The organism is Lacticaseibacillus jixianensis (genome assembly GCF_003946485.1).
GTDB classification, from domain to species: domain Bacteria; phylum Bacillota; class Bacilli; order Lactobacillales; family Lactobacillaceae; genus Lacticaseibacillus; species Lacticaseibacillus jixianensis.
On the sequence record NZ_RHOJ01000001.1, the window covers coordinates 199,862 to 217,284 of the forward strand.

13 protein-coding genes and 1 pseudogene are annotated in these 17,423 nt (G+C 58.6%); 4 read left to right on the plus strand and 10 right to left on the minus strand.

What is annotated here, in order from left to right; all coding sequences use genetic code 11:
• The first annotated feature begins 80 nt into the window (after positions 1 to 80).
• Positions 81 to 1,474: pseudogene (gene brnQ, locus EKM85_RS00940) on the plus strand (branched-chain amino acid transport system II carrier protein).
• 105 nt (positions 1,475 to 1,579) lie between these two features.
• Here the strand turns inward: brnQ and hflX are convergent.
• The 4 genes from hflX to EKM85_RS00960 form a co-directional block, all read right to left on the minus strand.
• Entirely contained in the window at positions 1,580 to 2,857 is a 1,278-nt protein-coding gene (gene hflX / locus EKM85_RS00945; RefSeq protein ID WP_125584399.1) for a GTPase HflX, read from the minus strand.
• Between the two features lie 194 nt (positions 2,858 to 3,051).
• The gene (locus tag EKM85_RS00950; protein ID WP_125584400.1) at positions 3,052 to 3,975 is read right to left on the minus strand and encodes a diacylglycerol/lipid kinase family protein; all 924 of its coding nucleotides are present in this window, start codon (positions 3,973 to 3,975) and stop codon (positions 3,052 to 3,054) included.
• A gap of 323 nt (positions 3,976 to 4,298) precedes the next feature.
• Positions 4,299 to 5,942 carry an APC family permease gene (locus EKM85_RS00955; RefSeq protein ID WP_125584401.1) on the minus strand — a complete coding sequence of 548 codons (1,644 nt, stop codon included), beginning with the start codon at positions 5,940 to 5,942 and terminating at the stop codon, positions 4,299 to 4,301.
• A 352-nt stretch (positions 5,943 to 6,294) separates the two neighbouring features.
• Positions 6,295 to 7,944 carry an APC family permease gene (locus EKM85_RS00960; protein ID WP_125584402.1) on the minus strand — a complete coding sequence of 550 codons (1,650 nt, stop codon included), beginning with the start codon at positions 7,942 to 7,944 and terminating at the stop codon, positions 6,295 to 6,297.
• A gap of 310 nt (positions 7,945 to 8,254) precedes the next feature.
• On the opposite strand from EKM85_RS00960, the gene EKM85_RS00965 reads away from it, so the two are divergent.
• The 3 genes from EKM85_RS00965 (at position 8,255) to EKM85_RS00975 (ending at position 11,565) form a co-directional block, all read left to right on the plus strand.
• On the plus strand, positions 8,255 to 9,013 hold the full coding sequence (locus EKM85_RS00965) for an ABC transporter ATP-binding protein (protein WP_125584403.1): 759 nt from the start codon (positions 8,255 to 8,257) through the stop codon (positions 9,011 to 9,013).
• A gap of 12 nt (positions 9,014 to 9,025) precedes the next feature.
• Positions 9,026 to 10,843 (plus strand): ABC transporter permease, encoded by a 1,818-nt coding sequence (locus EKM85_RS00970; protein WP_125584404.1) that lies wholly within the window; start codon positions 9,026 to 9,028, stop codon positions 10,841 to 10,843.
• A 197-nt stretch (positions 10,844 to 11,040) separates the two neighbouring features.
• Complete coding sequence (locus EKM85_RS00975) at positions 11,041 to 11,565, plus strand: hypothetical protein (RefSeq protein WP_125584405.1); 525 nt, start codon at positions 11,041 to 11,043, stop codon at positions 11,563 to 11,565.
• A 226-nt stretch (positions 11,566 to 11,791) separates the two neighbouring features.
• Here EKM85_RS00975 and EKM85_RS00980 read toward each other — a convergent pair whose 3' ends face one another.
• The 6 genes from EKM85_RS00980 to EKM85_RS01000 all read right to left on the minus strand — a co-directional run bounded on the left by EKM85_RS00980 (position 11,792) and on the right by EKM85_RS01000 (position 17,359).
• Positions 11,792 to 13,486, minus strand: coding sequence for an oleate hydratase (locus EKM85_RS00980; RefSeq protein ID WP_125584406.1), 1,695 nt, complete (start codon positions 13,484 to 13,486; stop codon positions 11,792 to 11,794).
• Positions 13,487 to 13,869: 383 nt separating this feature from the next.
• The gene (locus EKM85_RS11630; RefSeq protein WP_263853290.1) at positions 13,870 to 14,004 is read right to left on the minus strand and encodes a hypothetical protein; all 135 of its coding nucleotides are present in this window, start codon (positions 14,002 to 14,004) and stop codon (positions 13,870 to 13,872) included.
• A 93-nt stretch (positions 14,005 to 14,097) separates the two neighbouring features.
• A complete protein-coding gene (locus EKM85_RS00985) occupies positions 14,098 to 14,655 on the minus strand; it encodes a TetR/AcrR family transcriptional regulator C-terminal domain-containing protein (RefSeq protein ID WP_125584407.1) in 558 nt (185 codons plus the stop codon).
• Positions 14,656 to 14,658: 3 nt separating this feature from the next.
• Positions 14,659 to 15,321: a histidine phosphatase family protein gene (locus EKM85_RS00990; RefSeq protein WP_125584408.1), complete on the minus strand. Its 663-nt coding sequence runs from the start codon at positions 15,319 to 15,321 to the stop codon at positions 14,659 to 14,661.
• A gap of 95 nt (positions 15,322 to 15,416) precedes the next feature.
• Positions 15,417 to 16,370: an aminoglycoside 6-adenylyltransferase gene (locus EKM85_RS00995; RefSeq protein ID WP_125584409.1), complete on the minus strand. Its 954-nt coding sequence runs from the start codon at positions 16,368 to 16,370 to the stop codon at positions 15,417 to 15,419.
• Between the two features lie 83 nt (positions 16,371 to 16,453).
• Positions 16,454 to 17,359, minus strand: a complete 906-nt coding sequence (locus tag EKM85_RS01000) for a proline-specific peptidase family protein (RefSeq protein ID WP_125584410.1) — start codon at positions 17,357 to 17,359, stop codon at positions 16,454 to 16,456.
• Positions 17,360 to 17,423: the final 64 nt, after the last annotated feature.

Here is a 17,423-nt window from a genome sequence, read left to right on the forward strand (position 1 = left end):
CGCACGGTGCCTCTGCCCGGCTCACTTCGTCTACTCACCACTGTTTCGCTCTGCATCCGCGCAACTCAGGAGGGATCCCCATGAAAGAATCAACTGCTAAGCTGACCAAGCGTCAGTACATCACGTTAGGCTCCATGCTGTTTGGCCTGTTCTTCGGCGCCGGCAACCTGATTTTCCCGATCCATCTGGGCCAGCTTGCCGGGGGCAACTGGGTGCCGGCCACGCTGGGCTTTCTACTGTCGGCGGTGCTGCTGCCGCTGCTGGCGATCCTGGCGATCTCGATGACCGAATCAGATTCGATGTTTCACCTGGCCCGGCCAGTCGGACGCGGGTTTGCGCTATTTTTCCTGATCGCGACCCACGCCAGTCTCGGGCTGTTGATCGCCACGCCGCGCACGGCGACGGTCGCGTTTGAGATGGCCGTCCAGCCGTTCGTTGGCAAGGGGAATAGCCGCTGGTGGCTGCTGGGTTTCACGGCGGTATACTTTGCAGCGGCGTACTTGTTTCCCGCAAGCCGTCGAAGATGACGGACTATGTGGGTAAAGTGCTGAACCCGCTGTTGCTGCTTCTGCTGGCCAGCGCCTTTATCACCGCGTTTTTGATCAAAGGCGACGGGCCGACGCTGCTGCACGCGACGCACGTCACCGCTGCTGGCAGCAGTCTGACCAATGGGTTCCTCCAGGGTTACAACACGATGGACGCGCTGGCCGGGTTGGGCTTTGGCGTCACGATCGTTGCGGCACTGGGCTTCTTCGGGGTTAGCCGGCCGCTTCAACGCTCGCGGGATGTAGCAAAAGTCGGCGTACTTGCGATGGGGCTGGAGGCCGTCATCTATGCGCTATTGATCGCGCTTGGCGTGCTTTCGCTAAACTTTACGGCGCGAGCTGCGAACGGTGGGCCAGCCTTTACCGCGATCATGACGCACTATACGGGCCTGATCGGGACCGGGCTGCTTGCGGCCATGACGCTGCTAGCCTGCCTGACCTCGGCCATCGGGCTGGTGACTTCGCTGTCGCAGGACCTCGGCCGGCGGTTTCCGGCGGTCGGGTTCAAGCGGTTTTTGCCACTGACCTGCTTGGGGTCGTTTATCATTGCGAACTTTGGGCTCAACGATATCATCACCCTGTCCACGCCGGTCCTGATGTTGCTCTACCCGCTGGCCATCGCGCTGATCGTGCTCGGCATCTTGCATCCGGTCATCGGTAAGAATCCGCTCATCTACAAAACGACGGTCCTCATGACCTTGATCCCAGCGGTGCTGGATGCGTTGCACGCACTTTATGCGGCCTTTCCAGCGCTTTCGCTGCTCAAGGGTATCGACGCCTTTGCCAATGCTTACATTCCCCTGTTCAGCATCTCAATGGACTTCTTGCCATTCATGCTGATTGGCCTGATTGGCGGTACGCTGGCAGCCAAGCTTTCCGGCCGGCCACTGCGAGATCAGTCCTACGAGACGTTCGGCAGCGAAGATTAGGCTTCATGGCTTCCTCCCCAAAGCGCAAAACGCCCAGTGAAGGTATTTGCCTTCCTGGCCGATTGGATAAAAAAACTGACCCGCCGAAACGAGTCAGTTGTGATGTTAGTCTTCTTCAACCAGGTACTGCCGCAGCTTGCCCGCCTGGATCGGGTTGACCGTAGTTTTGACCTTGGTGCCCGCATCGACGTACTCAGTGTTGATCACGCCGGTTTCGCGGTTAATGAAATCCACCAGCTGGCCTTTGTCAAACGGGATGAGGTAGGTGTGCACGGCTGAATCTGAGAAGATCCGCGCCGTGATCATCTGCACCAGCTTGTCCAAAGACGCGGGGTCCTTGGCCGAGTAGATCAGCGTGTTGGCGTTTTCTTCTGGGAACCGGGTGCCAGGGCGCAGGTCAGCCTTGTTGTAGGCTTCGATCATCGGGATATTCTCGATGCCGATGCTTTTCAGGGTATCGACTGTGACCTTCATCATTTCCGGGTAGTGCTCGTCGTGGTAGTCGACGACCTGGATCAGGAGGTCGGCGTTGGCCGCTTCGGCCAGCGTCGCCTTGAACGAGTCGATCAGGTTGTGGGGCAGCTTGGAAACAAAGCCGACCGTGTCGGACAGCAGAAATTTGCGGTTGTCCTTCAGGCTGATCTGACGCACCGAAGTGTCCAGGGTGGCAAACAGCATGTCCTTTTCAAACACCTGTTTGTCGGTGCCGCGGTCGGTGTAGCGCTCCAGCAGCCCATTCATGGTCGTGGACTTGCCGGCGTTGGTGTAGCCGACTAGGGCCACGACGGGCAGCTTGTTCTCCTTGCGCTGGGCACGGCGGACTTCCTCGCCAACGTCGGCGTCTTTCAGTTCGCGGCGCAGGCGGGCGATGCGTTTGTTCAGCACCCGCTTGTCCATTTCCAGCTTGGTTTCACCGGCACCACGGTTGGCCAGGCCGCCGGCACCACCGCCGCCTTGCTGGTCCAGCTTGTTGGCTGAGGGGTGCAGGCGCGGCAGGGCGTACTGCAGTTGTGCGATTTCGACTTGCGCTTGGGCGGTTTTGCTGGCCGCGCGGGAAGCAAAAATATCCAAGATCAGCTGCGTGCGGTCAACGACGTGCAACTTCATTTCCTTTTCCAAGTTGCGCAGCTGGGACGGGGATAGTTCATCGTTGATCACGACAGTGGTGGCGTCATTGGCGCGGGCGAGCTCGGCCACCTCATCGACCTTACCGGAGCCAAAGTACGTCGCGCCGGTGGGCCGATCAAGATTCTGCCGGGTTTCGCCGACCACGTCGTAGTGGCGGGCCAGGGCGAGTTCCTTGAGTTCCTGCATTGAGTAGTCGAAGTTCTCTTGCATCCGGGAGATCCCGGCAATAATTACTTTTTCTGGTATTTCTTGCATATATCCTCCATAAGCGCTGGTTGCAAGCTCAAAAAAAGGGAAGCCACGAAGCTTCCCAGACGTGTGAGACCGGCTTGCAAGCAGCGCAAAAATCGTTAGTCATCGGTCGGCGTTGCTTTCTTTACGCGCATCGCAAGTCGGCTCCTTTCCTGATAGATGTGTTCAGTCTACCACGAATGCTCAGCTGCGGCCAATCATGCCTGGCGCTGGCTGGCGACGCCGAGGTGACCAACGGGGTCCGCCGGTTTGGTCACGACCTGCACTTTGCCGGTGATGACCTGAAGCTTCAGGGGCAGATCAACGCTGGGGTCCCCGTCGATGCGGCTGCTCAGCTTGGCCGTGGGGCTTTCAACGGTCAACCGGTCGGTCGCAAAGTAGGTCATCCCCGGCAGCTTGGCGAAGTTGCCCGTGAGAAAGTAAGGGATCATGAGCAGCACCCGGCCCAGGGTCGGCCGCGGGGCCACAAACACGTGCAGCAGCCCGTCGTCTGGCTTGGCCTGCGGCAGAAAATTGCGAAAGCCGCCGACGGAATTGGTCATGGTGACCAGCAAAAAGCTGGTTTCCTGCTGCCAGGTTTGCTGGGCGCTGGTGAGCTTCAGCGGCCAGTGCTGCTTGCCGCTGAGGGACCGCAACCCGCGGGTCAAATAGACCAGCGGTCCGAAGCGCTGCTTATCTTCCTGGGAGACGGAGACCGCCGCGTTGGCCAGCACCCCAAGCGTCAGTGTCGAGATCATGACGTGATCGTTGACGATGCCGATATCGAGCGGCGAAGGCGTGCCTTCGAGCAGATTCAACAGCGCCAAATCTGGCATCAGGGGAATGCGCAGCACGCGGGCCAGGTTGTTCACGGTACCTTGCGGGATGATGCCGAGGTGCGGCGGCTGCCGGCGCTTGATCAGGCCGGCGGCGACCTGGTTGATCGTGCCATCGCCGCCGATCGCGACCACGACGTCGCTTTGCGCATGGTAGGCGAGCGCTGTGGCATCGCCCGGCGCTTTAGTTGGCACGAGAATGGCGGTGCTGCCGGCGGCTTGGATCCGGCTACCGATGTGCTGCGCCACGGCGGTGCCGCCCTTGCGTCCTGCTTGGGGATTGTAGATCAACGTGTAAGTTGTCATGAAAGCATCCCTCCCATGGCTCTAGTGTAACACGCAAGGGGGCAAGCCGTTTGGGATGCGTGGCCGGCTTGGGTGCGCGCATACTAGAGTAAAAGGGGGGATCGGGATGTTTCACACCACAGTGATTGTTGCTTGTGCCCTCACACTGGGGGCAGTTGTTGCCGTTTCACTGGTTCGGCAAGGGACCAACGTGCCCTTGCCTCAGCCGGCGCGCCGGGGCCGCTAAGCATTCAGCAACGGTGCCGCACCCAATGCGGTGATTGATGCAATCAAAATGGCCCTGCCACCTGCGGATCACCGCGGCGGCAGGGCCAGTCTTTGTTTTACTCTTCTAAGGTGATCCCGTGGCGCCCGTTGCGCGTGGCGCTGAGCGTGACGGCAACCATGATGACGTCAACGATCACGATGACGCCCCACTTGAGCCAAACCGGCGAACTAGCCAAAATGCTGGTCGCTAGGCCGTAGCTGACGAGGATGATCAGCGCGGCGTCCATCACCACGGTGAGAATGTTCCAGGTCAGCGGCTTAAACGCGTTGCCGCTTTGCTGCCGCTTGGCGATCCAGGGCATCATGAAGCCCAAAACGATCATGCCGATCGGCACGATGATGTTCATGGTCAGCTGCAGGGCGAAGGTGTCCGCCGTTGCGTCCGTTGGGAAAAAGCCAAGCAGCGCGAGCAGGGCGGTAATGCCGAGCATCCAGCCGCCGACGAAAATGCCCACGTGGCGGTTTTTCAGGTAGGTGTAGCTCGGCTTCGGGAAGCGTTCCGGGTGCAGGCGCACCATCAGGTAGGCCCAGAACAGGAAGCAAGTTGACGCCGGGGAGACGATCCCGTTCAGGTTCAGCAGCCAGTTGAAGATATCGTTGATCCGCGGCAGCAGGCCGCCCAGCGCCATAATCAACGCGCACAGGATGGTGGTCATCCAGTAGCCGTTGATCGGCAAGCCGTCGCTGTTCTTCTTCGTCAGCTGGCGCGGCATGAAGCGCTTGGCCACGTCGGACAGGAACACGCGGGTCGAGGCGTCCAGAATGACCGCCAGTTGGGCCAGCATGTAGATGCCTTGCACGCCGGCAAAGAGGTACATCAGGCTCTTGCCCATGCCGAACTGCTCGCCGATGCGCAGGAATGCGTAGTAGGAGCCGTTCATTTTCAGGTCATTCGGCAGGTGGTGGGCATTGAAGTAGACGCCCAGCGAGAACGTACCCAGCAGGGTCAGGAACATCGTCATGATGGCGATCATTTTGAGCGCCTTCGGGAAGTCCTTGGCCGGGTGCTTCATGTCCGCGGTATACGGCGCCGCCAGTTCCGAGCCGTTCATCGCAAAGACGAACAGACCGAACGTGGACAGGAAGCCGAGCGAGAAGAAGTCCTTTGGTAAAAAGGCTTTGAAGTTGAACGGGTGAGTGGCGATCGGATTGCCCTTGGCCAGGCCCACGAAGGTCATGACGACAAACAGCACGGTCATGATGAACATCGCGCCCCCGCCGATGGTGGACATCACCTCCAGCGACTTGTTCTTGAACAGGTGCTGGATCCAGATGAAGACCACGAAAATGACGGCGGTGGTGATCCCGAACCAGGCGTTGCCCAGGTGGGTTTGAATGTCGCCGTTACCAGTGATGATCCAGCCCAGGGAGATCACGACCGAGTTGGCCACGTCCACGACGTACGGCAGGCCGGTGATCCAGTAGAACCAGGCGGCGTAGTAACCGACGGTGTCGCCGTTGGTCTCACGCATCCACGAGGTGATGCCGCCGCCGCGCTCGGCGAAGGTCGAGCCCATGTGCGCGACGATCAAGTTATAAGGAAGCACGTACAGGAAGGTCATCAGCACCCATGAGGTGACGGCGACCAGGCCTTGGTTCTGAAAGTTATAAATAATATCATCAAAGCCGATGACGGTAACGAAATCCATGAGGCCGACGATGACCCACGGAATATAATCCTTCTTTTCTTGCGTATCCATTTTATCCTCCAAGTGTGATCAGTGATCAATCAGCACTTGGCAGACCGGGTGCTTTGTTTCGCCACATACTGCTCCTCCAAATCGGGTCGATTAAGTCTTAACCATTTTACCCTATCTTGGTTTTCAGTAAACAACTATTTTTATTCATCCGGGTAAAGTTCGGGATCGCTTGGCCTGAGTCGTTTGCCGCGCTGAAAAGGGCCGCAATTCATGACCGCAGAATTGAAAGGCAGGTGGTGTGCAGGAAGGGGCGAATCAATCATCGGGGGGCGGGCCCTCCTTGATCTAAAAAGCGCTGCGACAAGGTCGCAGCGCTCAGTCTAGATTTAGCCCAGGTAGCTGTCAGTGATGCTCAACTCGCAGTCACCCCTTTGCGGCCATTGCGGGTGATCAGCAGGACTAAGCCCACCGCCAGAAGGTCGGCGGCGATGACCAAGGCCAGTTTCGGCAGGGCGGCGAGGCCGGCGAACAGCCGCACGTCGATCCCGTAGCTGACCGCAGCCACGGCGGCAATGGCCAACAGTACGGTGATGATCTGCCAGCCGCGCACGCCGAATGCGGTGCCGCGGCGCTGTTGGCGCTTGGCGAGCCATGGCATCAGAAAGCCCAGAATGATCATGCCGGCGGGCACCGCAAAGTTCAACGTCAGCATGGTGATGAAGGTTTTCGGATCCGAGTCTGTCGGGAAAAAGCCCATGACGGCCAGGATGAAGGTCACGCCGAACATCCACAACCCGACCAGAAAGCCCAGCTTATCGGATTTGATGTAGGTGTACTCAGGGGTCTTAAACTGGTCGGCGTGGCGGCGCAGCATCATGAAGGCCCAGAACAGAAAACAGGTGGCAAACGGGGACACGATCCCGTTTAGGTCCAGCAGCCAGTTGAAGATGTCGTTGATCTTTGGCAACAGGCCGCCAAGCGCCATGATGACGCCACAAATTGCGGTGGTCGGCCAGTAGCCGTTGATCGGCAGGCCGTCGCTATTTTTCTTGGTCAGTTGCTTGGGCAAAAAGCGCTTGTTCACGTCCGCCAAGAAAATCCGCGTTGAGCCGTCCAGCAGGATCGCGAGCTGAGCCAAATCGTACAGTAGCTGGGTGACAGTGAAGGTGTACAGCAGCGTGTTGCCCAGGCCAAACTGGTGGCCGATCAGCTGAAAGGCGTAGTAATTACCGTTCATTTTCAGGTCGTTCGGCAGATGATGGGCGTTGAAGTAAACGCCTAAGCTGAAGGTCCCAAATAAGGTCAGGAACATGGTCATGATGGCGATCATCTTCAGCGATTTAGGAAAGTCGCGGCTTGGGTGCTTCATGTTGCCGGTGTACGGCGCTGCCATTTCAGAGCCGTTCATCGCGAAGACGAACAGACCAAAGGTGGACAGAAAGCGGAAGGACCAGAAATGTTTGGGCATGAACGCCTGCAGGTTGAAGGGGTGAGTGGCGATGGGCCGACCCTGCTTCAGGCCCACAAAGGTCATGATGACAAACATGACCGTCATCCCAAACATCGCGATCCCGCCGATCGTGGACATGATTTCCAAACTCTTATTTTTAAATAAGTGCTCAAGCCAGATGAAGACGACGAAGACGAACGCAGAGAGGATGCCGAACCAGGCGTTGCCCATGTGCGATTGAATGTTGCCGTCGCCGTTAAGGATCCAGCCGGCGGAAATGATGACCGAATTGGCCACGTCGACCACGTAAGGCAGCTCGGTGATCCAGTAGAACCAGCCGGCAAAGTAGCCGACCGTGTCCCCGTTGGTCCGCCGCATCCAGGAGGTGATCCCGCCGCCTTCGTCAGCAAAGGTCGAACCCATGTGCGCGACGATCAGATTGTACGGGATCACGTAGAAGAACGTCATCAGGACCCAAGTGAACAGGGCGACTAAGCCCTGGTTGCGGAAGTTATAGATAATATCGTCGAACCCAATGACGGTGACGAAGTCCATCAGCGCGATGATAAACCACGGAATGTAATGATTTTTCTCGTTTAACTCGTTATTCATTTAACTACTCCTCAGTTGTCAGCAATTAGCGACAAGCTGAGGGCCGGGTGCTTTGTTGTGGGTCATGACTGCGCTCCTTTGTGCTGCACAGCCGGTTCGGTTGCACGGTAAACTTATGACACTATTGATTAATTTTAGCGAATTTAGCGGTGACGTCCAGGCAACTTTCAGAAAAAGGTTGAAAAAGCCTTAAGCAACTTACAGACTTGTTAGCAATAACTGCGTAAACGTAAGGTCAAACGGGCAAATAATACGTTAGGATATTGGTATGGACAAAACCGGGCACAATTACCCAATTGGAGGAATCAACATGGCAGAGCAACCAGTCGTCAGCGTCAAGAACGTCACGAAGACTTACGGCAAGCGCGGCGAGAAGCAGTATCAGGCCTTAAAGGGCATCACCTTTGACGTGCAGCCGGGTGAGTTTGTCGGCATCATGGGGGCCAGCGGCTCCGGGAAGACCACGCTGCTGAATATTTTGAGCACGCTGGATCGGCCGACCGCCGGGAGTGTGGCCATCAACGGCCAGGACGTCACGGCGCTGCGGGGCAATCAGCTGGCCGATTTCCGGGCGAAGCGGGTCGGCTTTATTTTTCAAGACTTTAACCTGCTGGAGAACCTGACGGCACGAGAAAACATTGCGCTGCCGCTGGCTTTGCAGAACGTCAAAAGTGCCGCGCAGCAGGCCGCGGTGACTCAGATCGCCCAGACGCTGGGCATCGCCGCGGTGCTCGACCACTACCCGACGGAACTGTCCGGCGGTCAAAAGCAGCGGGTCGCGGCCGCTCGGGCCCTCGTGCAGCAGCCGGCGATCCTGTTTGGCGACGAGCCGACCGGGGCGCTCGACTCGCAGTCGGCGCGGGAGCTGCTGAACACAATGGCCCAGCTCAACGCCCAGCAGCACGTGTCGATCCTGCTGGTCACGCACGATCCGTTCTCCGCAAGCTACGCCCAGCGCATCCTGTTCATTAAGGATGGGCAGATCGGCCAGGAGCTGGTGCACGGCGAAAAGACCCAAGAGCAGTTCTACCAGGAAATTTTGACGACCCTGGGCACATTTCAGCAGTAAGGAGGCGGGAAGATGTTACGCAAATTAGCACTTGGCGGGATTCGTTCCCGCTTTCGCGATTACGCGGTCCTGTTTTCGGGACTGGTGATTGGCAGCGCGGTGTTTTATATGTTCCTCAGCCTCGCGACCAACAAGGCTTTTCTGACTGCTAACACGATGGTGGGAATGACCTCGTTCATTTTCGGGTTCGGTGAGCTCCTGCTGGTCATCATCACGACTGTCTATATCGTCTATGCCAACAGTTTCCTGATGAGTATGCGCCAGCGCGACTACGCGATGTTCATGATGCTCGGTGCGAAGAGTCGGAAAATCGCGCAGTTGATCTTCATCGAAACCGTCACGGTCGGCATCCTGGCCGCGGTGGTGGGCATCGTCTTCGGCATGGGCCTGACCGGGGTGGCTGGCCACGCCCTCATGGCGCAGTTGCACGCCCCGGCGACCCATTTTGCCGTGGCGTGGCCGCCTGCCATTTTCTGGACCTTTGCCTTCTTCCTGGTGATGTTCGTGGTCGGCGCGCTGATCAACGCCCACAAGCTGCTCAAGACACCGCTGCTGGCGCTTCTGCACGCCGCCACCACGCCCAACCGGCTCAAGGCGAAGCCCTGGACACTGGCCGTTCAGGCCGCGGCGGCGCTGGTGCTGCTGGCGATCGGGTACTGGGCGATGAGCCAGTTTGCTAAGCTGGTCCTGATGGGCGTTGCCATTGCGCTGGTCACCATCGTGCTGGGCTCTTATTTCTTGTTCAACTCGCTGCTCGTCTGGCTGATTGGGCTGCTGAAAAAGCGCAAGCGCTTTGCCGCCAAGGGCCTGCACACCTTCACGCTGAGCCAGCTGAGCTTTCGCATCCGTGATTACACGCGCATTCTGGCCGTCGTCTCGATCCTGTTCGCCCTCGCCCTTGGCGCTATCACCGTGGGCCTGGGCTTTGAGCGCGATATCCCAGACCTTGCCGCCAAGCAGAATGCTTACGACGCGGTGGTCGTCGCCCCCAATCAGGCAACCTTGGCGCAGGCGAGGCGGCTCACCGGCGTGGTGGCCCAGGTGAACTACCACCTGAAGAGCGACGCGAAGCACTTTTACTTCAATGCGGCAGAGCTCGACCGCGACCCGCTGATGTTTGCGCGGTTCAGCCACGGCCCGACCAAGTATACCAAGGTCACGGCGGCTAATTTTGCCAAAAACGCCGGCGAGTACGCGAGCCAGCTTGATCAATTTCAGCCCAAGCAAATTGGTGGCCGCCAGCCGGCGGTCCTCAGTGCTGCGGCCTTTGCCAAGCTGGACCGGCCGGTGCAAATCGCGCATACTTGGCGTCTCAAGGATTTCACCGCCAACTACGACCAGCTAGCCGCCCTGAACAAAGCGATGATCAAGCAGTACGGCAAGCAGAGCAGTGCCGTCTACGGCCAGAAGTTTACCTATTACGCCATGGTCAACGGCGCCTTTTCTGGGATGGCCTTCATGGGCTTTTTCCTCGGCATCGCCTTCCTGGCCATGCTGGCCTCGACGTTGATGTTCAAGATCTTGAGCGGGGCGTCGTACGACCAGAGCCGTTACCTGATGCTGCAGAAGATCGGGGTGCGGCCGGCCCTTCTGCGCCGGTCCGTGCGCCAGGAAATTGGCGCTTTGTTCCTTTTTCCGGGTTTGCTCGGCATCACCCATGTGCTGTTTGGCCTGAAGATGTTCGTGGGCTTGCTGCAAGAACCGTACGGCCATCTGGCGTTGCCGTTTGGGCTGTTTCTGATCCTTTACGGCGTCTACTACGTTCTGACCGTCTGGCTGTATGAACGGATCGTGATCCGGCAGGACCTCGCCGCCGACTCGCAGCAATAGCGGTCAGTCCTTTACTGAAGGCTGGGACGCGACTGGGGTAATGTTGGCTCACTCACTTTGCCGTTCCTTGAAGGCGGACTGAGCCCCACCGTGCCGCGGCTTGAGGGAATGCTTGACATCGCCCTAGGCAAGCTGTATGCTAGCTCTCGTTTTCAATTCACGGGGACTCGCATTTGGGGCGGGTCAGGGAGGCAATCATGATTTCGCAAGACCTGGCGTTCGCGCCGATGACTGACATTGGTGCGATCACATATCCTAGCCTGGCGGGGCTTTCTTGCCCGCACTGCGGCGGCGATCAGTTCATCCCGATGCGGCTTGCGCACAAGAAGGTGCGCATGGACATGGTGATGGAAGACGACACCGTGCAGCGCGTGGTGTTTCATCCCATCGAGGTGCAGTGCCTGGTTTGCGGCCGCCGCTTCGATGCCATGCCGCACGACGCCGGCCCCGAAGAGCGGCTCACCGTGCCGCACACGTTGACTATCACCCGCGAGAAGAATCGCCTGGGCGGTACGGTGTACGTGATGGTCAACGGCTTTGCCCAGTGCGTGCCGATCGAAAACGGGGAAACCGTGCAGCTTGAGATCGCCACCAAGGACGTTTACGTTTTTGTCGGCGGCAGCACCAAGCGGTTCGACCGGCAAAATGCGTTCCACCTCAGCCTGACGGACTTGGCCGATGACCCGACGATCAGCTTCAAGTTCCATCCCCAATTCATCTGATAATGACGCGGCCTTCGCCAAGAAGGCCGCTTTTTTATTGGGTCCGGCACCAGCCAAGAGGATGCACCATAATTACCTTAGTCGCGTCCCCGCAGCGCCCAGACACGCAAACGCCCCTCCACCACGATTCCAGAGTTCAGAAACGCGATGCAGGGACGCTTGCGTTTTAGGCTAAAACCGCTTTGTGGCTCAGCCGCTTACCGTCAGTTCCCCCAAACCAGCGGTGTTACTCAAACATTTTCTTCGTCGCGCGCAGCAAAGTGGGGATGTCCTTGTCGTAGCGCGGCGTCTTGACCAGGTGGCTCATCGGAATGCCGGCGAAGTGGTACGCAGCAATTTCGCCGGAACGGACGGCACTTTGCTCGGTGAAGACCATCTGGTAAGGCTGCTCGGCGAATTCACCGGTGAAGGCCAGGTTCGTCGAGTGGGCTGGGATGACCAGTGGCCGATCATTTTTCGCCCGGTTGTTGAAGAGGGCGGACGCGTATGGCATGTAGACGGGGATGCAGTTGATCACCGAATCCATGATGGCCTGCTCGTGCTCCTTGATGTTGATCGGGCCGGGATCGACCATGGCCAGCTGACCGAGCAGCTCCTTGAGCATTTCCTCGCCGGTCATTTCGATGTACGGCTTCTGGACAAACTCACCGGTGCGCCGCGGGTACAAGAAGTAGCCCCAGATGACGCTTTCGTTTGGCTTTTGCGTCGTGAAGTGCGGCTGGTGGTGCACCACGATAGACATGTTCACGTCCGGCTGACCCAGCGGGGTGATCGGCGCCGTGCTCAGGAAGGAATTCAGCGCGTTGCCAGGGACCTGCGTGGTGATGCGGGTGATCTCGTTGAGCAGCAGGTGATCCTTGGTGGTCAGGGTAAAGCTGACCCACTCTGAGGCGTCGCGGTCGGCGAAGAACTTATCGGGATTGCCCAGGTTGTAGAAGCGGTCAGCGGCCTTCTTCCACAAGCTGGCGGCAATGCCGTAGTCCATGTTCTCGCGCGCCGGGGTGTGGTAGTCGCCGATCGTCGCGGAATCGGTGATCGACCCGTTGGTGAAGATCACGGCGGTGTCGTCGTCGACCGGCACGTGCTCAACTTCACCGGAGGCCGCGTCAGTCACTTCCAGTCCAGTGACCGTGATCTCATCCTGCATTGCGGAATCCTTGAATTGCCAGTCGGTGACAATTTTGTCCAACACGATGGTGACGCCTTGGTCCTGCAGGTACTTGATCAGCGGCATCATGATGCTTTCATACTGGTTGTAGCGGGTGCGGTTGACGCCGACCAGGTGCTCGATCTGCGTGAATTCGTACAGCATCATGTGCATGTAGCGGCGCAGTTCCTGCGCGCTGCTTTGCGTGCGGAAGGCAAACGTGGTCTCCCACATGTACCAGAAGTTGGTCGTGAACATATGCGGGTCGTCCTGGAAGTACTCGGCGATGGTGACATTGTCGAGCTGCTCCTCGTCCTTGTCCGGCATCATGACCAGCTTGGTCAGCAGCATCCGGTCCTGGTTATTGAGGCCGAGGTGCGAGGCGTTGATAATGCCCTCGCCGCGCCGCAGCAGCCGCGCCTTATCGAAGGTGCGGTGCTTGCTGTCAAAATCGCGGGTGTCTTCAGCCGCGGTCATGCCGGGTTCGGTGACGGACTGCACGCGGCTCAGCAGATCCATCAGATCCACGTAGGTGCGGTAGTTGAGCATGCGGCCGCCGCGGGCGATGAAGCCCTTGGTGTTTTCGAGCGGGTGCGCCTTGTTCCAGTACTCAGCGGCCTGGTCGGTGGCGGCACTACCGTCGTTGGAGCCGTGGTCGTCTAAACTGTAAAACGTGATGGCCGAGCCATCCCATTTGCCTTCCTGAATCAGATACACGGCCGCGGCCATGTTGGCCAGGCCGGCCCCAATCATAATTGCTTTGTGTTTGATCATGTGAAAACTTCCTTTCGTGATAAGGCTGCGTAGCACTGGCGTTCTTAGCGGGATGGATAGCCTAGCACCAGGCATTGCCGCTGGTCTTTGGCGGCGAGGCCTGGTGCGTAGCTAGCCACTCCCGCGTTGCCAGTGCGAAGCGCGACTAGATAAGGCTGCGTAGCACTGGCGCACTTAGCGGGATGGGTAGCCGCTACGCATGTCAGCCTGTACGCGCTATGCGCTACAAGCTGATCATATCTCCAGGTATTGCTGCTGTTCTTTGGCGGCGAGGCCTGGTGCGTAGCTGCTGCCGCATGTCAGCTTGTACGCGCCATGCGCTACAAGCTGATCAAGCCACTTCCGCGTTGCCAGTGCGAAGCGCGACTACGTGTTTGATCCCCCTAGCGACGTTGAGATTCAAAAATGGCGTAATCCTTCGCGTCATCGTGGAACCAGTCCAGCTTCTTTAAGGTGTAGACGGTTGCCCCGGCCACCGCGCCGAGGACCAGGCCAAGCAGTAGTGTTTTCTTCTTCATGGGTTGTTACCACCTTTCTGTTTACGCTTTCAGTGTAGGCGGGATCTGGGACCAAAAAAATAGGCAACCCAGGGGGATTGCCCAAAATTATGCTCAGCGCAGAGTGTTCGCGTTGTGAATGGCGTTTTGCACCGCACCGGTCAGCATGATGTCGCAGCGGTGAACGATCGCCTGCTTAGGTTCGGCCAGGCCCTTCATCAGCCACTGAATGATCTGCGCGACGATCGCCAGGCCGTAGAAGTTGCAGATGTCGTCTGTCAGCGGCTTGGCCAGGCTGGGGTCGGCGTCGTTGACGACGCGCCGCACCAGTGAATCGGCGACGGTGGCCAGCAGCTGTTCCAGCAAGTCGCGCCCGACTGAGTTGAACGAGGCAACGCAGAACGACCGGTTGTCGTCGATATAGTCCAGCAGCATGCGCAGGGCCTTTTGCCACTCGGTGATCTGCGCGTAGTTGGCCATTTGGACGATGATCTCCTGTTCGTAGATCCAGGCCAGCAGGGAATAAATGTCCTCGAAGTGGTAGTAGAACGTGTTGCGGGTCACGCCGGCCTTTTTCGTCAGCGCGCTGATGGTGATGTGTTCCAGCGCAGTGGTGGTCATCATTTCGCGCAGGGTGTGGGCGAGTTTCCGCTTGGTCGTGTCCGTCGCCATCGCTTAAACCAGCTTCAGCTCGTTGTAGCCGAGGACCTTGATGCCTTCGTCCGTCAGCGCGATGCGCGAGATGGAGCCGTTGCGCGGTGAATCGGTAACGACCCAGCCGTCGTCTTTGCCGAACTTGTCGATAATGCTGCGAATGGTCGTGCCGTGCGTGACCAACAAAACATTATCGCCGTTTTGATTCTGATCCCGCAGCAGCTTGAAGCCTTTTTGCAGTCGGTTCCAGTAGGTCAAGGCGTCTTCAGCGTCGTGGAAGGGGTCGGCCTCGTGCATGAAGTCCTTGGTCGCATCGACGCCGAACTTTTCGATCAGTTCCTTGAAGGTCCGGGCGCCGTGGGGCATGCCCACGGCGTACCAGGTCTTCGGTGAATCCTCGCCTTCGTAGTAGCCGTAGAACTGCTCGCGAAACAGCGGGGTTTCGGTCAGCTCAACGTTGGTGTTGAAGTTTTGCTCGAGGATGAAGCCTGCGGTCCGCCGCGCGCGGGTGGTGTCGCTGCAGTATGCGTGGGTGAACGTCACGTGGCGCAGCGCTTCGCCGGCGCGCTTGCCGTCTGCGATGCCCTTTTCCGTCAGTGGTGAGTCCGACCAGCCCTGCATCTTGTTGAATTTGTTGAACCAGGTCTGGCCGTGCCGGACGAGGTAAACGGTAACTGTTTTCATGGCGCACCTCCGGGTGATTTACTTCAAGTTTACCACAGCACAAGCCAGCGCTGAGGCTGAAAAAGGGGCGGCTGGCGGCCGTCCCTCGAGTCGCACTACTGCTGATGAGCGCCTGCGTAATACGCGGCGCGCTTGGCGGCGTGACGCTTGGCAATTTCTTCCTTCTGTGCGGCGGCCGCGGCTGCCTGCGCCTTTTTCTCGGCGTTCAGCGGGGCAGTCAAGTCGAAAAACCAACTGGTGACCTGGGCGTCGGCGGGGCCGAGCCAGGCCGGGCGCAGTAGGGTCTGGTCGTCGTTAAACTCGTCCACCAGGCTTTCGACGATGACCACACAGTTTTTCAAACTGGCCAGCGTCGCCGCGCGGCTGCTTTGGTCGTATGTGGCCGCGAGTTGACTTTGCTCATAGGATGCCAGCTTGGACCAGACGTTCTTGAAGTTAACGCCAGGGTCAAAGTGGCCATCTTGCGCCAGCGTTTCCCGGTAGGCGTAGAGCCTGAGCACCTGCGGCCGCAGGTGGGCGTTGAACTGTTCATTGGCGTAGAGCAGGTTGTTGCGGGCCAGGCCCTTGATCACATTCCCGGCGATCCAGAAGATTTCATTGAGGGTCGCCTCGTAGTCCGCCTGCGTTGGCACCGGGAGAAAATGGCTGGAGGCGTCAGTGGCGCGTGGAGTGACGCGGCCCTGGCCTTGTCGCCAGATGATCGCGTTCAGCCGGTCGGCGGCCAGGTACGCTGCTTCGTCTGCGGCTGGGGCAATTTTCCAATCGATCCGCCGCGTGCCTTGGTAGCGGGTCAGCCAGGATTCCCAGGCGCCGGTGGCGGGGCCGAACAGGTGAGTGTCGTGCAGGTGTTGGACCAACTTAGGCACCCCCAGTGCGTTCACCCAGGCTTTGGCAGCCACCTGACCCGGGTCAGCGGCAAACAGGGTGACGTCCAGATCGGTCCATTCGTCCGGTTTTTGGTCAGGATTGTTGCCTGATCCTTCAGTCCCAATCGCCAGAATGTTGGGATCGTTTTCCGCACGCTCAAGAATTATATCGATGTCTGCCATGTTGCGCCTCCGTGAGATTTTGTCATTATTATAGCGCTTTACGGGAACGAAAAAAGCCAGCCGCAGCGGGCTGGCAAGATGACTTAATCGTTGAACTGGCCGGATTCGACGTCCTTGATGAACTGCTTCAGGTGCGCGAAGTAAACCGGCGCGTTGTCGATCATGTGGTGATGGCCACCGTCTGGCGTGGTGACCAGGCGCGCGTGCGGGATGTCCTCCGCCATCCGCTGGGCAGAGCGCAGCGGCATGGTTTCGTGTTCACCGAACGTCAGCAGGGTCGGGACCTGAATGTTGTGGATCTGGTCGCGAATGTCCCAGTCCTTCAGCTTGCCCGTGACGACAAACTCGTTGTCACCCTGGAAGGCGTTGTAAACCGGGGTGCCGGTGGTGTCGATGAGGTGAGAAATGGCAGGCGGCTGCTTGCGGTCAACGTAGCTGCGGTTCAGGACGTCGACATACTTCTGGTACTGCGCGTCCTTCCAGTTGCCTTCCTTTTCGATCTTCTTCATGTACTTGACGGCCTTGGGCGGCAGGCACTCCTCGCGGACATAGTTGACGTGGTCGACGTACTCGTCGATGTTGTCGATCATGGAGGAAATGATGGCGCCCTTGAGGTGCTCGCCGTACTTGAGCGCGTACAGCTGCGTCAAGGCCCCGCCCCAGCTTTGACCGATCAGATAAAAGTGATCGAGGCCGAGTTTTTGGCGGACCTCTTCGACTTCACCCAGGAAATAATCGGTCGTGAGGTACTTCTTAGCGATTTCCGGATCCGAGTAGTCGGGCTGATCGGAGTACCAGCTGCCGAGCTGATCGTACATGTGCACCTGGACGCCGAGGTCTTTGAGCTCCTCGCCGAAGTTCTCCCAGTATTCATGGTTGCCGCCGGGGCCGCCGTGCAGGCAGAGCAGGTGAATGTCGCCCTCGCCCTGCGTGTTGGTCCACAGGTGGTAGCCGTTATCAAGCGTAATGATGGTGGTTCCTTGCTTCATTGTGGTCACCGCATTTCCTTAGAATAATCTCATTCTAACACTTTCCCGGCGCGGCCGGGGCCGG

Bases quoted from the DNA above. Each gene is read 5' to 3' on its own strand.
- EKM85_RS01000 (WP_125584410.1), bottom strand. From the start codon at position 17,359: ATGAAGCAAGGAACCACCATCATTACGCTTGATAACGGCTACCACCTG.
- EKM85_RS00975 (WP_125584405.1), top strand. From the start codon at position 11,041: ATGATTTCGCAAGACCTGGCGTTCGCGCCGATGACTGACATTGGTGCG.
- EKM85_RS00950 (WP_125584400.1), bottom strand. From the start codon at position 3,975: ATGACAACTTACACGTTGATCTACAATCCCCAAGCAGGACGCAAGGGC.
- EKM85_RS00970 (WP_125584404.1), top strand. From the start codon at position 9,026: ATGTTACGCAAATTAGCACTTGGCGGGATTCGTTCCCGCTTTCGCGAT.
- EKM85_RS00995 (WP_125584409.1), bottom strand. From the start codon at position 16,370: ATGGCAGACATCGATATAATTCTTGAGCGTGCGGAAAACGATCCCAAC.
- EKM85_RS11630 (WP_263853290.1), bottom strand. From the start codon at position 14,004: ATGAAGAAGAAAACACTACTGCTTGGCCTGGTCCTCGGCGCGGTGGCC.
- EKM85_RS00955 (WP_125584401.1), bottom strand. From the start codon at position 5,942: ATGGATACGCAAGAAAAGAAGGATTATATTCCGTGGGTCATCGTCGGC.
- EKM85_RS00965 (WP_125584403.1), top strand. From the start codon at position 8,255: ATGGCAGAGCAACCAGTCGTCAGCGTCAAGAACGTCACGAAGACTTAC.
- EKM85_RS00960 (WP_125584402.1), bottom strand. From the start codon at position 7,944: ATGAATAACGAGTTAAACGAGAAAAATCATTACATTCCGTGGTTTATC.
- EKM85_RS00990 (WP_125584408.1), bottom strand. From the start codon at position 15,321: ATGAAAACAGTTACCGTTTACCTCGTCCGGCACGGCCAGACCTGGTTC.
- EKM85_RS00980 (WP_125584406.1), bottom strand. From the start codon at position 13,486: ATGATCAAACACAAAGCAATTATGATTGGGGCCGGCCTGGCCAACATG.
- hflX (WP_125584399.1), bottom strand. From the start codon at position 2,857: ATGCAAGAAATACCAGAAAAAGTAATTATTGCCGGGATCTCCCGGATG.
- EKM85_RS00985 (WP_125584407.1), bottom strand. From the start codon at position 14,655: ATGGCGACGGACACGACCAAGCGGAAACTCGCCCACACCCTGCGCGAA.